This window comes from Flavobacterium sp. WC2409, assembly GCF_041200085.1.
GTDB lineage: Bacteria > Bacteroidota > Bacteroidia > Flavobacteriales > Flavobacteriaceae > Flavobacterium.
On sequence record NZ_CP165625.1, the window covers coordinates 1,349,035 to 1,363,056 of the forward strand.

Sequence of the window (14,022 nt, forward strand, 5' to 3'; positions counted from 1 at the left end):
AAAGCAAAGACTAAAAATAAATAAATGAAATTTACACAAGCACAATCTTTACTTGAAATTGCAAATTTGCTACAATGCGAATATGTTGGCAATGACAATTTTGAAGTTTTAGGAATGAATGAAATTCATGTTGTTGAACGCGGTGATATTGTTTTTGTTGATCATCCTAAGTATTATGATAAAGCATTAAATTCAGCAGCAACTATCATTTTAATAAATAAAAAAGTAGATTGTCCTCCTGGAAAAGCATTGTTAATTTCTGATGACCCGTTTAGAGATTTTAATACTTTAACAAAACATTTCAAACCTTTTCAATTTTCAAACGCTTCGATTTCTACTTCAGCTATAATAGGGCAAAATACTATTATACAGCCAAATAGTTTTGTAGGTAATCATGTGAAAATTGGGAAAAACTGCTTGATTCATTCTAATGTTTCGATTTACGATCATACAGTTATTGGCGACAATGTAATTATTCACGCAGGTACAATTTTGGGAGCTGACGCTTTTTACTATAAGAAACGTGAAGATGGTTTTGATCAATTACTTTCGGGTGGTAGAGTTGTAATTAAAGACAATGTTGGTATAGGTGCACTTTGTACAATTGACAAGGGGGTTACAGGTGATACAATCATTGGAGAAGGAACAAAAATTGACAATCAGGTACATGTTGGCCATGATACCGTGATTGGAAAAAAATGTCTTATCGCTTCACAAACTGGAATTGCAGGATGTGTAATTATTAAAGATGAAGTTACGATTTGGGGACAAGTAGGAACCACTAGCGGCATCACAATTGGAGAAAAAGCAGTAATTTTAGGGCAAACTGGAGTGACTAAATCGGTAGAAGGGGGTAAGACTTATTTCGGTACACCAATTGAAGAATCTAGAGAGAAGTTGAAACAACTGGCCAATATTAAAAGAATACCTGAGATACTCAATAAATTGAAATAATTATGTCGGCAAAAGAAATTATTCAAAAGTTTTACAAATCAGATGCGCTAATTGATAGTGACATTTTGAAAGATTATTTGCATTCTGATATCATTGTAGATTGGAATAGTAGTAAAGGATTTATTCAATTGGATTATGATTCTTTAGTGAGTCTCTCTAATGATTTGAGTAAAGCTTATGTTCGTTCGAAAGTAAGAATAAGTCATATCGTTTCAGAAAATGATATGGTTACGGTTCGTTATTCGCATTTTGTAAAAACAATAGAGAACCCTAGAGAAGAAATGTTATTGGCCCATTTTATTGCAATTTGGCAAATAAAAGACAATAAATTATATAGAGGTTATCAAATGAGTCAATTATCCTAATTTATTTGATAATAAAGGGCTAAAAATAATTTTCAAAACCTTACTTTTGCATCACAATTTTAAAAATCACATAAAATATATATCATGAGTGTTTTAGTTAATAAAGATTCCAAAATAATTGTTCAAGGATTTACAGGAAGCGAAGGAACTTTCCATGCTTCTCAAATGATTGAGTACGGTACAAACGTAGTTGGTGGTGTTACTCCTGGTAAAGGAGGATCAACTCATCTAGACAGACCTGTTTTCAATACTGTAAAAGACGCAGTTGAACAAGCTGGTGCTGACACAACAATCATTTTTGTACCACCTGCTTTTGCTGCGGACGCAATTATGGAAGCTGCTGATGCTGGAATAAAAGTAATTATCGCTATTACAGAAGGAATTCCTGTAGCTGATATGATCAAAGCAAATGCTTACGTAAAAGAAAGAAATGCTAGATTAATAGGTCCTAACTGTCCTGGTATCATTACTCCAGGTGAAGCTAAAGTTGGTATTATGCCAGGTTTTGTATTTAAAAAAGGAACTGTAGGTATTGTTTCTAAATCAGGAACATTAACATATGAAGCGGCTGACCAAGTTGTAAAACAAGGATTAGGAATCACTACTGCAATTGGTATTGGTGGAGACCCAATCATTGGAACTACTACTAAAGAGGCAGTTGAATTATTGATGAATGACCCAGAAACAGAATGTATCGTTATGATAGGTGAGATAGGTGGTCAATTAGAAGCTGATGCTGCACATTGGATTAAAGCTGATGGTAACCGTAAGCCAGTTGTTGGTTTCATTGCAGGAGTTACCGCTCCAGCAGGAAGAACAATGGGTCACGCAGGTGCTATTGTAGGTGGATCTGATGATACTGCTGAAGCTAAAAAACAAATCATGAGAGAATGTGGAATTCACGTTGTAGATTCTCCAGCAGAAATTGGTAAAAAAGTTAAAGAAGTTATCGGATAATTGAAAAATTAGTGGTGATTTCAAGTCATTATAAAAATGCCTCACTTTTTTTGTGAGGCATTTTATTTAATATTAATACAAAAGAAAGATGTACAAAGAATTAAAAAAGTTTAAGGTAAGCGATAGCTTCACTTTTACAGCAGACGATAGCTTAGAGCAAGTATGTAACGCTTCTGAAGGAAGTGGTGTGTTTTTGGTTTATGCTGTTGCAGATGAAAAAGAGTTAATCATGGTGGGTTCTACAGGAACTGTTCAAAACGATGGGTCTTTGAAAATCAAAAATGGTGGTTTGAAAGAAAAGATTGTTGAAGGACACCAGTTTGCAAAAACAGGAAGAAAATATTCTTGGCCAACACAAATGGTAAAAGAAGATATTAGCACTTTAGAAGTGGTTTGGTACGAAACTTTCAACGAGAAATCTAAAGGGATTCCAACATTCGTAGAAGGACAAGTGTTACAAAACTTCTTAGATGAAAATGGAAGATTACCAAAATGGAATGTGGCTTTCTAGTCAGTTTCAAAAATTATAATTTATTTATAAAAAGCTTTACTTCGGTAAGGCTTTTTTGGTTTTAAATTATAAAATCTAGTTTACTATTGCTTTTTATATAAAATAATATTTACTTTTGCACCCGTTATCACGAATCTCATAATGAGATAGCAACCTGCAACAACGAGCAAGGTGCTAAAACGATAAGCCAAATCCTTTGGAAAAAATGTTGTTTTACATTCCCATTTTTTTGCTTTTGTTTTCGTAATAATACTATCATTTTTAAAACTGATTTATGACTCATTTATTTAAAAAAAAGGGAAGTGCTTATGCTTTAATTCCTTTATTGATTTTTATTTTTACTTTTTTAGGAGCCGGAATTTGGCTTGATGACTTTTATGCGTTACCTGCTCCAATAGCGGTTTTAATTGGAATTATTGCTGCTTTTTTACTGTTCAAAGGTTCAGCGGATGAAAAAGTAACCACCTTGATTGCAGGTTGCGGAGAGAGTAAAATTATGACCATGTGTTTGATTTATCTATTAGCAGGTGCTTTTGCAGTGGTTAGTAAAGCAATGGGAGGTGTTGATGCCGTGGTAAGTCTTGGAATTAATACTGTGGATGTGGCTTACTTTCCGTTGGGGATCTTTTTGATAGCCGCTTTTTTATCAACTGCTACAGGAACTTCTGTAGGTGCAATTGTGGCAATTGGGCCAATTGCGGTTGATTTGGCTAATTCTAGTGGTGCTTCATTGCCTTTGATTGCTGGTGCTTTATTAGGAGGTTCCATGTTAGGTGATAATTTATCTATGATTTCCGATACGACAATTGCTGCGACACAATCCTTAGGTTGTGAATTGAAAGATAAATTTAAAATCAATTTATTCATTGCTTTTCCAGCTGCTATTATTACGATCGCAGTATTCTTTTATTTGGGATTGAATTCTGATATTACTGCAGTAGCTATTCCTAAAACAAGTTTTGAATGGATTGCAATTGTGCCTTATATTTTAGTAATTGTACTTGCATTGGTTGGTGTTGATGTATTTTCTACCTTGATTATTGGAACTATATTGGCTGGATTGATTGGGTATTTTGGAAATCATTTTACGTTAATGGAATTTGCTCGAAAAATTTATGAAGGATTCACCAGTATGACTGAAATCTTTTTACTATCGATGCTAACTGGAGGTTTAGCCGCTATGGTGGATAAGGCTGGAGGTATTGATTTTTTATTGCACCAAATCAAAAAACGCATTAAGAGTAAAAAATCAGCCCAAGCGGGGATAGGTGCTTTGGTGGGTTTTACTAATGTAGCTATTGCTAATAATACCGTTTCTATTGTTATTACTGGAGGAATTGCCAAGGAAATTAACGACGAATACAATTTAAGTTCCAAAAAAACAGCCGCCATTCTTGATATTTTTTCCTGTGTTATTCAAGGAATTTTGCCTTATGGTGCGCAAGTACTTTTGATTTTAAGTTTTGCTAATGGGAAACTTGATTTTATGGATTTGCTTGGGAATGCATGGTATCATCTATTTTTATTTATTTTTACTTTGGTAGCGATTTATAGTTCATTTTGGGATAAATTAGTAAAACGATTTTTAGATATTTAAAATCGGTTCGATTTATAATGTTATTGAATTTGAAATTTTTTTTAAAAAAGGAATTATTCTATATTTGACGACTCTAAGATAGCCCTGATAGTAGTGGAAATCCTTTTATGTTTTTCTTTAAAACATAAAAGATTGAAGCGAATAGCGGGAATAGCTTCAAATAAAAATTAAACTAATTTTCGAATATGAAATTACTAGAAGGAAAAGTGGCCATTATAACAGGCGCAAGTCGTGGAATTGGAAAAGGAATTGCAGAGGTTTTTGCAAAACACGGTGCAAATGTTGCGTTTACTTACAGTTCATCTGTAGAATCGGCTTTAGCATTAGAAAATGAATTGAATGCTTTGGGAATAAAAGCGAAAGGATACCAATCAAATGCCGCTGATTTTAATGAAGCGCAAACTATGGTTGAAGCTGTAATTGCTGAATTTGGTACTGTTGATATTTTAATCAATAACGCTGGAATTACAAAGGATAATTTGCTAATGCGTATGTCTGAAGAGGATTTTGACAAAGTAATTGATGTGAATTTGAAGTCGGTTTTCAATATGACTAAGGCAGTTCAAAAAACATTCTTGAAAAAACGTGCAGGTTCTATCATCAATATGAGTAGTGTAGTAGGAGTAAAAGGAAATGCAGGACAAACGAATTATGCGGCTTCTAAGGCTGGAGTTATTGGTTTTACTAAATCAGTAGCATTAGAATTGGGTTCTCGTAACATTCGTTGTAATGCGATTGCACCTGGATTTATTGAAACTGAAATGACTGCAAAATTGAACGACGATGTGGTTCAAGGATGGAGAGATGGAATTCCGTTAAAACGTGGTGGTACTACTGAAGATGTTGCTAATGCATGTCTATTCTTAGCTTCAGATATGAGTTCTTATATCTCTGGGCAAGTATTGAATGTATGTGGAGGAATGCTTACGTAAAGAAATTATAAATTTTAAATGATGAATTTTAAATTATTGAAATCTTTCCATTTAAAATTCATCATTTAAAATAAAAAGAATGACTACAAACACGATCTTACTAATTCTACTTTCAATAGTAATTGCAGGCGGTTTGTCATTTTTTCAATATTTTTATAAAGCCAAAAACAAATCAAAGCTGAATTTGTTTTTGGCTTTATTGCGTTTTGCTTCCATTTTCGGGATATTATTGTTGCTGATAAATCCAGTTATAAAAACTAATACCTTAGAGATAGTAAAAACACCTTTACCTATTGTAGTTGATAATTCGAGTTCAATTGTAGCGCTTAAAGCGAATAATAAAGCGCAAGAATTATATACAGCTTTAGTTTCGAATACCGATTTACAAGATAAATTTGATATTCAGTCCTATCGATTTGATGCTAATTTTGAACCATCGGAAAAATTTGATTTTAAAGGATATCAAACGAATTTAGATGCAATAGCTAAAGATTTAAGAAGCATCAATAAAAATGCAGTTTTTCCAACCGTTATTATCACAGACGGAAACCAAACCAATGGTAATGAATATGTGTACAGTTTTGATTCAAATAATAAAGTTTTCCCATTAGTTGTAGGAGATACTGCAAAAGTGATGGATTTAAAAATCACGCAGCTGAATGTCAATAAATATGCATTTTATAAAAATAAATTTCCTGTAGAAGTATTTTTTCAATATTCAGGGGATAAAAATACTATAGCTGATTTCAGCATTTCGCAAGGAAACACGATTTTAAGTAAACAAAATATTTCCTTTTCGGCTACTAAAAAAACAGCAGTTGCTACTGTATTATTGCCTGCCAATAGAATAGGTTCTCAAGTGTTTAAAGCGACACTTTCGTCAAAAGAAAAAGAGGTGAATACCTATAACAATACGAAGAAATTTGCAGTAGAAGTAATTGATCAAAAGACCAATATCGCTATAATTACAGCAATCAATCATCCTGATATTGCAGCATTTAAAAGAGCAATTGAATCTAATTCACAACGTAAAGTAACGGTGATTAATCCTAAAGAAATCAATTCATTACGTGATTTTACTATTTTAATGTTATACCAGCCAACAGCTGCATTTAAAAAAGTATTTGATGAAAATAAATTAGCTGGAATCAATACTTTTATTGTCACAGGAACGCATACTGATTTTGCTTTTTTAAATCAACAACAAAGCAATTTTGATTTTAAAATGAGTAGCCAAAAAGAAGATTATTTGGCTAGCTTTAATTCCCAATTCAATCTCTTTGCGACAGATGATATTGGATTTGAAAATTTCCCTCCCTTGGAAAATGCCTATGGAAAAGTTACTGTGAACGGACTGGTTTCGGTATTACTTTCTTCAAAAATAAGAAACATTGAAACAAACGCTCCTTTATTGGCGTTCTCTGAAAATCAAGGAAAACGCTCGGCCTACTTATTGGGTGAAAATAGTTGGAAATGGAGATTACAAAGTCACGTAGATAGCGACTCATTTGACAAATACGATCTTTTTATTGATAAGGTAATTCAGTTTTTGGCATCTAATAATTCTAAGAAATCATTGGTTGTTAATCATGAAACTTTTTATAATTCAGGAGAATCCATTGAAATTACTGCTCAGTACTTTAATAAGAATTATGAATTTGACGATAAAGCACGTTTAACAATTGCATTGGAGAACACAAAAACGAAGCAAACTAAAAACTATGATTTATTGAAAAGCAATAATGCCTATAAAGTAAATCTAGACGGACTGGCAGCAGGCAACTATAATTTTAGAGTAACTGAACTGAATTCTAAAACAAGTTATTCCAGTCATTTTGAAATATTAGATTTTGATATTGAAAAACAATTTGTCAATCCTGATGTAGATAAGTTGCAGCAATTAGCTGTGAACACAAAGGGACAAGCCTATTTTTCGGATCAAGTGAATCAATTAATAAAGTCACTTCTTGCAGATGAAAGTTATAAATCCATTCAAAAAAATAATGTGACGCGTTCTCCTTTAATTGATTGGTATTGGATGTTGGTTTTGATTGTAATTTTCCTATCTACCGAATGGTTTGTTAGGAAATACAATGGTTTATTGTAAATTAATAATAAAAAACGAGTATGGATTTTAGACTCAAAGTATTTTATACTGTTGCAAACCGTTTGAGTTTTACTAAAGCTGCACTAGAGTTGTTTATCACTCAACCTGCTGTTTCAAAGCACATACAGGAATTAGAAGAACAATATCAAATTAAACTTTTTGATAGAAATGGAAATAAAGTTTCCCTGACACTTGCTGGTCAAACGTTGTTGAGTCATACTAATAAAATTCTTGAAATTTATAGAGATGTTGATTTTGATATGAGTTCGTTAATCAATCAACAACGAGGATTGTTGCGAATAGGAGCGAGCACCACTATTTCTCAATATATCATTCCGCCTTTGTTAGCGCGTTTTCATCAAAAATTGAAGGATGTTAAAGTGAATTTGAGAAATGGAAACACAGAGCAAATTGAAAATGCATTACTAAATAAAGAAATTGAGATTGGTATTGTAGAGGGACAATCGAAGAACAAATTAATTAAATACACTCCTTATTTAAAAGATGAACTGGTTTTGGTTTGTAATTTAAATAATCCTTTAGTTTCTAAAACTGAAATAACAAAAGATGATCTTTTGAATATGCGTTTTTTAATGCGGGAACAAGGTTCTGGAACACTAGAAGTAATTGAATATGCTTTAAAACCATTAGATATTAATTTATCTCAATTGCTAATTGAGATGGAATTGGGCAGTACTGAAAGTATTAAATCTTATTTAATGAATTCAGATTGTGTTGCTTTTATTTCGATACATGCAATAGAAAAAGAGCTGAAAAATCAAGAATTAGTAATTCTAGATATAAAAAATTTAACAATAGAAAGGTTTTTCTATATTATCAGTTTACAAGGAAAAACCGACGCACTTTCGGAATTATTTATAAAAAATATCGCAGGTTATTATAACTTGAAGTTATGGTAGATTATTAAATACGATTGGCAATTACTGTTTAATCGTTAGATCTTTGTAAAGTAATAATACAATTACTTTACGATGGAAAATCAATCTTATCTAGTTTCAAATAAATCTACTTTTCTTTTTGAAATTAAGAAGTGGCAACAGCAAATGGTTTTTATTTTTCTGATACTAATTTGCCTGTCGGGTTTTATTTCTCCTCCAATTGCCCTTTTATTAGGTTTAGTTGTAGCTAATTTGGCAGGGCATCCGTTTTTACATTTAAATCATAAAGCAACTACTATTTTACTGCAAGTCTCAGTTGTAGGATTGGGGTTTGGCATGAATGTAAACAGTGCTTTATCTGCTGGAAAAGAAGGTTTTTTATTTACTATAGCCTCAATTTTTAGTACATTAACTTTAGGCTATTTCATTGGTAAATGGTTTAGTATTGAAAAGAAAACGTCCCATTTAATTTCATGTGGAACTGCCATTTGTGGCGGAAGTGCCATTGCAGCAATTGCTCCTGTCATTAAATCTGATGAGAAACAAACTTCGGTGGCTTTAGGAGTCATTTTTATTTTGAATTCAGTTGCTTTGTTTCTTTTTCCTGCCGTTGGACATTGGTTGCATTTAACACAACATGAATTTGGTTTGTGGTGTGCCATTGCGATTCATGATACCAGCTCAGTAGTTGGAGCAGCTAATAAATATGGTTCAGAGGCATTACAAATCGCTACAACAGTAAAATTAGCGAGAGCATTATGGATTATTCCAGTGGCATTAATTACATCTTACTTATTTAAAAATCAAAAAAGTAAAATCAAAATCCCTTATTTTATTGGGTTATTTATCTTAGCGATGCTCTGTAACACATTTGTTCCACAAACAGCTCTTGTAGCGCCTTATTTAGTTTCAATTGCCAAAACGGGTCTTACAGTTACTTTATTTCTAATAGGGGCGGGTTTAAATTGGAAAATTTTAAAAACAGTAGGTGTTAAACCATTATTGCAAGGGGTTTTACTTTGGGGTTTTATTGCTATTGCAGCTTTAGTATCTATTATCTATTTAAGTTAGTGCTTTGAGTGAGCTTTTTTCTTTTGACAGCTAAAAAACGCAAGCGAATAGAATCATACATTAGCGCAATTAAAAGAAAAAAGACACCAACTAATAGTGTTTTTATTTTGAGAAAAGTATAGATGTAACCTCCAGAAATACAACCGATAAAGAAAAAAGTTATGATAGATAATCGCAAAGAGATGCTAGCATTTAATCTCTTTTTTTCATTTTGTTTTTTATAAAAAAACAATTGAGACAGTTCAATACCTAAATCAGTGAAAAGACCAGTAAGATGAGTAGTTCTTACCGTCGATTGAGATATTTTTGTAACCAAAGAATTTTGGATTCCCATAGCAAAAAGCATTGCAAAAGCAATCATTTTTCCTTCTAAAGTGTATAAATCGGCTTGAATACCGAAAAACCCCACTAAAGTTAAAATAGCTATCTCCATTGAAATAGGTATGATATGTAATAAATGGGGATGTTTTATTGAAACCCATTCTGCCATAAAATTAGAAGTAAAAGCCCCCATTAGGAAGAAAATAGTAAATACAAAAAAAGTAATTGCAGCAGTATAATTGTGTTTTATCACTTCTTCGGCAAAAAAAGCAAAATGACCAGTCACATTAGTAGTCAGTGTCTTTACTGCCAAAACTCCAGTTATATTTACTATTCCAGCAACAAATGAAAGTAAAGTAGCCAAACGCAAATTGTGAATAAATGTTCTGTTTTTTCCTTGATGCCGAAACATAATTAATACTGTTTTGTTAATTGTTGTAATCTTAAACTGATATTTTTTTTAATTGTATAAAAATAAAATACATTTGTAACTCATATAAATAAATGTAATGAAAAATATCAAGTTTAAGCCTACGGTAGTGACGTTAACTGCAGTAGTTATTTGTTTCTTAACTGTTTCTTGGGGAATTGTAGGACATGAAAGAATTAATAAAGCAGCAGTGATGGCTTTACCAAAGTCACTTCAGGTTTTCTTTTATAACCACATCGATTTTATTACGCAAGAATCGACTGTTCCTGATTTAAGGAAATATATTTTACAAGATAAGGCCGAAGGACCTAGACATTATTTTGACATGGAGAATTTTGGTTCGGTAGATAGTTTTCCAAAAACTATGGCAGAAGCCAAGAAGAAATACGATGATAAATTTTTGTCTAAAAACGGAACTTTGCCTTGGCACATTCAGGAAATGATGGAGAAGTTGACTCAAGCTTTTAAAGACAAAAGAAAATCAGAAATCTTATTTATTGCAGCTGATTTAGGTCATTATATAGCAGATGCTCACATGCCGTTGCATACTTCAGATAACCACGACGGTCAATTTACGGATCAAAAAGGAATTCATGCTTTGTGGGAAAGTAGATTGCCAGAATTATTTGTTAAAAACTATAAATTTACGGTTGCTCCTGCCCATTATTATGAAGATGTAAACAAAGCGACTTGGGACTTGATTAAGGACACCCATAGCTTAGTACCAGCATTATTAGCTGCAGATAAAGGATTGAGAACTTCATTACCAACAAATCAAATTTTTGTTACAGATGCAGAGGGAAATATTGTAAAAAATAAATACAACGGAGTAAAATATACCGATGAATATGCGGGGAAATTCAATACTGCTTTAAACGGTATGGTGGAAAGCCAAATGAAGAAAGCAGTTACCGCTACAGCTAGTTTTTGGTATACGGCTTGGGTAAATGCAGGAAAACCAGATTTAAGTAATTTAGATGCTTCCTCACTGACAAAACGTAATGCTAAGTGTTTGAAAAAAGACAATCAACTTTTCAAAAAAGGAGATTTATTTGGAATAGAAAGTGATAAAGACGCTGAATAAATAATTTTAATAATAACAAAAAAGCCTGTGATTTTCACAGGCTTTTTTGTTAAATTAATTCTTCTGATACTTCTTTTTCTTTAGCATATCTGATGCCGTTTGATAGAATGAAATAGTTTCATTTACTAAATCCATTCGGCTTTTATCTAGTGGTTTCTCATCATAATAAATTTGAAAATCGGCACCAACTCCAGGCTTTGGCAATAGTGTCAATTGGTATTGCTTATAGGCTTGTTTAGGTGAAATAATGGTCAAAACATTATCTTTTATCAATCCTAAATCTTGATAAGTAGCAATTAATGCTCTAGGTTTATAATCTGGTTTTAAAACATCCTGACCATAAAACTTAGATTGATAATTAAAATTCAAAAGACCAAAAACGGTAGGCATAATGTCTATTTGTGACATTAGTTTATTATACTGTTGTGGCTGTATAAATCCTGGGCTATAAATCATAGCTGGAATTCTATATTTGTCCAAAGGCAATTCGGTTTTTCCAGCACTTGAAGCACAATGATCGGCAAGAATTACAAAAACCGTATTGGCGAACCAAGGCTGTTTTTTTGCTTTTTCAAAGAAATTTTTCATAGCAAAATCAGTGTATTTTACACCTCCATCACGTGATTTAGCATCTCCAGGAATGTCAATTTTGTTGTTTGGATAAGTAAAGGGTCTGTGATTACTTACCGTCATAATATGATTAAAGAAAGGTTTGTTTTCATTTGCTTCAGCGTTCATGACCTTTATGGCTTTGTTGTACATGTCTTCATCACAAACTCCCCATACATTCGAAAAAGTGATTTCTTCAGGTTGAAAATTCTTTTTGTCTACGATATCATATCCATTTCCTGAAAAGAAATCTTCCATATTGTCAAAAAAGGAATCTCCTCCATACAAGTATTTTACATTATATCCTTTTTGCTTAAATACACTTCCTGTTGTAAATTTGTCTTTATTGTCTTTTCTTTTCACTACACTTTCACCTGCAGTAGGAGGTAAGCATAGTGTTACGGCTTCCAATCCACGAACAGTTCTGTTTCCCGAAGCATAAAAATTGGTAAACAGTAAACTTTGTTTTGCTAAACTATCTAGAAAAGGAGTAATTTTTTTATCGCTTCCATAAGCTTCCATAAAGTCAGCACTGTAGCTTTCAATTGTAATTAACACTACATTTTTATGCATTTCAGCAGCAGCACTTTTGATATCCCTTAAAGTAGATTCATTTGAAATACCTGGAATTTGTTGAGAAAGTAAGGTATATGCTTCTTTTTCTGGTAGTGTTTTATAGAATTTAAAATAATCCAATTCACTATTCATGAAAGCCAAATAAAATTTATAAATTCCATTAGCTTGCAATTCATTAGCAAATATATTTTGAGAATTTTCTTCAGTTGCTAAAGATGGAATAACAAATAAGGAACTTACAAATAAGACTAGATATAATCCTGATATTTTAATTTTCTCAACAAATGTTGGAATGTTGTCAATGTAACTTTTAGATTTTCCAACAATAAAATAGGTAACGATTCCGGCAATAAGGAATAATCCTGAAAATAATGGAATGACAGGATAGGATTCCATGATATTTCCAATTACTTCATTAGTATAAACTAAATAATTTACTGCTATAAAATTATACTTCACTCCAAATTCATTCCAGAAAAAATATTCACTTATAGCATTTTGCAAAATAAAAACAATAAATAAAAACAAGACAAAACTAAAGAGCCAAAATCGAATCTTGTTTCTGTGTTTGGGTAAAAAAAGCAATAATCCAAACAATACCGTTTTGATTCCTACAAATGCCAAACCAATTTCAGGTAAAGCACCACCATATTCATTAAGTATTGATTTTCCAGAAAGAATGTATAAAAATAAAGCTATAAATAGTCCAAAAAGGATATATCCATATGGTTTTAAATACTTTGCATTGGATATAAAAATAAGGTACAACCAAAGGAAACCACTTGCTAAAATGAAAACAAAAATATCCGAGACTAAACCTAAAGAAAATATTTTGATTGCGTCTATTCCTTTGAAAGAGGTTTGTGTAATAGGATGAAAAAGTAAAACAATTCTTAATATAAAACTTACTAAAACGTAAAAAAGAGTAAGATTATAAAAAGGAGATAATTTTTTTAAAAAAGACATAGCTATTTAATTTTTATGCAAAAATATGCAATTTGAGACATAATAGTACTAACTTTTTATGGTATTGTATTCTTAATTTTAGCTTAAGAACTCTTTAGGATAACAATAATCAATTTGTTTTTGAGTTAAGTTTGTAAAATATTATAATGCTGAAGTTTAAATCAATCATTACACTAATTAACGCTCATAAAATAAATAATTGGATGAAAAAAAACATGCTGCTTCTATTGTTTTTTATTGGAACAATAGGATATTCACAAGATTGGAAAACGGACTTTAATCTTACTAAACAAGAGGCCGTTACACAAAACAAACCCATTTTACTTGTATTCTCAGGTTCTGATTGGTGTGCGCCTTGTATCAAGTTGGACAAAAATATTTGGCAATCGGCAGAGTTTAAGAAATATGCAGCTGAAAATTTAATATTAGAACGTGCCGATTTTCCAAAGAAAAAGCAAAATCAATTAGAAGCACAAATCAAGAAACAAAATCAAGATCTTGCTGAAATATATAATAAGGATGGAATTTTTCCTTTGGTAGTTGTATTAGATACTACTGGAAAAGTATTGGGCACTACAAGTTATAAAAATATTTCTCCAACGGAATATATTGGGTTGCTTAATTCATTTTTAAAATAATGACA

13 protein-coding genes and 1 riboswitch are annotated in these 14,022 nt (G+C 31.8%); of the genes, 11 read left to right on the forward strand and 2 right to left on the reverse strand.

The window, feature by feature from the left end; translation table 11 throughout:
- Positions 1-24: 24 nt before the first annotated feature.
- The 9 genes from AB3G34_RS05850 (at position 25) to AB3G34_RS05890 (ending at position 9,393) form a co-directional block, all read left to right on the forward strand.
- On the forward strand, positions 25-954 hold the full coding sequence (locus tag AB3G34_RS05850) for a UDP-3-O-(3-hydroxymyristoyl)glucosamine N-acyltransferase (RefSeq protein WP_367769753.1): 930 nt from the start codon (positions 25-27) through the stop codon (positions 952-954).
- A 2-nt stretch (positions 955-956) separates the two neighbouring features.
- A complete protein-coding gene (locus AB3G34_RS05855; protein WP_367769755.1) occupies positions 957-1,319 on the forward strand; it encodes a nuclear transport factor 2 family protein in 363 nt (120 codons plus the stop codon).
- An 84-nt stretch (positions 1,320-1,403) separates the two neighbouring features.
- Positions 1,404-2,276, forward strand: coding sequence for a succinate--CoA ligase subunit alpha (sucD, locus tag AB3G34_RS05860; RefSeq protein ID WP_367752974.1), 873 nt, complete (start codon positions 1,404-1,406; stop codon positions 2,274-2,276).
- Between the two features lie 88 nt (positions 2,277-2,364).
- Positions 2,365-2,787 carry a hypothetical protein gene (locus AB3G34_RS05865; RefSeq protein ID WP_369753764.1) on the forward strand — a complete coding sequence of 141 codons (423 nt, stop codon included), beginning with the start codon at positions 2,365-2,367 and terminating at the stop codon, positions 2,785-2,787.
- 119 nt (positions 2,788-2,906) lie between these two features.
- A riboswitch (SAM-I-IV-variant riboswitch) is annotated at positions 2,907-3,003 on the forward strand.
- Between the two features lie 58 nt (positions 3,004-3,061).
- Entirely contained in the window at positions 3,062-4,384 is a 1,323-nt protein-coding gene (locus AB3G34_RS05870; protein WP_369753765.1) for a Na+/H+ antiporter NhaC family protein, read from the forward strand.
- 185 nt (positions 4,385-4,569) lie between these two features.
- Positions 4,570-5,316: a 3-oxoacyl-[acyl-carrier-protein] reductase gene (gene fabG, locus AB3G34_RS05875; protein ID WP_367752977.1), complete on the forward strand. Its 747-nt coding sequence runs from the start codon at positions 4,570-4,572 to the stop codon at positions 5,314-5,316.
- Between the two features lie 79 nt (positions 5,317-5,395).
- On the forward strand, positions 5,396-7,423 hold the full coding sequence (locus tag AB3G34_RS05880; RefSeq protein WP_369753766.1) for a hypothetical protein: 2,028 nt from the start codon (positions 5,396-5,398) through the stop codon (positions 7,421-7,423).
- A gap of 20 nt (positions 7,424-7,443) precedes the next feature.
- Entirely contained in the window at positions 7,444-8,343 is a 900-nt protein-coding gene (locus AB3G34_RS05885) for a LysR family transcriptional regulator (RefSeq protein ID WP_367769764.1), read from the forward strand.
- A gap of 144 nt (positions 8,344-8,487) precedes the next feature.
- Complete coding sequence (locus AB3G34_RS05890) at positions 8,488-9,393, forward strand: YeiH family protein (protein ID WP_369754081.1); 906 nt, start codon at positions 8,488-8,490, stop codon at positions 9,391-9,393.
- On the opposite strand, the gene AB3G34_RS05895 is transcribed toward AB3G34_RS05890, so the two are convergent.
- Positions 9,377-10,126 carry a YoaK family protein gene (locus tag AB3G34_RS05895; RefSeq protein WP_369753767.1) on the reverse strand — a complete coding sequence of 250 codons (750 nt, stop codon included), beginning with the start codon at positions 10,124-10,126 and terminating at the stop codon, positions 9,377-9,379. The two genes, AB3G34_RS05890 and AB3G34_RS05895, sit on opposite strands and share 17 nt — an antisense overlap.
- A gap of 97 nt (positions 10,127-10,223) precedes the next feature.
- Between AB3G34_RS05895 and AB3G34_RS05900 the strand changes: the two genes are divergently transcribed.
- Positions 10,224-11,228 carry a zinc dependent phospholipase C family protein gene (locus AB3G34_RS05900; RefSeq protein WP_369753768.1) on the forward strand — a complete coding sequence of 335 codons (1,005 nt, stop codon included), beginning with the start codon at positions 10,224-10,226 and terminating at the stop codon, positions 11,226-11,228.
- A 54-nt stretch (positions 11,229-11,282) separates the two neighbouring features.
- Here AB3G34_RS05900 and AB3G34_RS05905 read toward each other — a convergent pair whose 3' ends face one another.
- On the reverse strand, positions 11,283-13,379 hold the full coding sequence (locus tag AB3G34_RS05905) for a sulfatase-like hydrolase/transferase (protein ID WP_369753769.1): 2,097 nt from the start codon (positions 13,377-13,379) through the stop codon (positions 11,283-11,285).
- Positions 13,380-13,582: 203 nt separating this feature from the next.
- Here AB3G34_RS05905 and AB3G34_RS05910 point away from each other — a divergent pair, with 203 nt between their 5' ends.
- Entirely contained in the window at positions 13,583-14,017 is a 435-nt protein-coding gene (locus tag AB3G34_RS05910; RefSeq protein ID WP_369753771.1) for a thioredoxin family protein, read from the forward strand.
- Positions 14,018-14,022 lie beyond the last annotated feature (5 nt).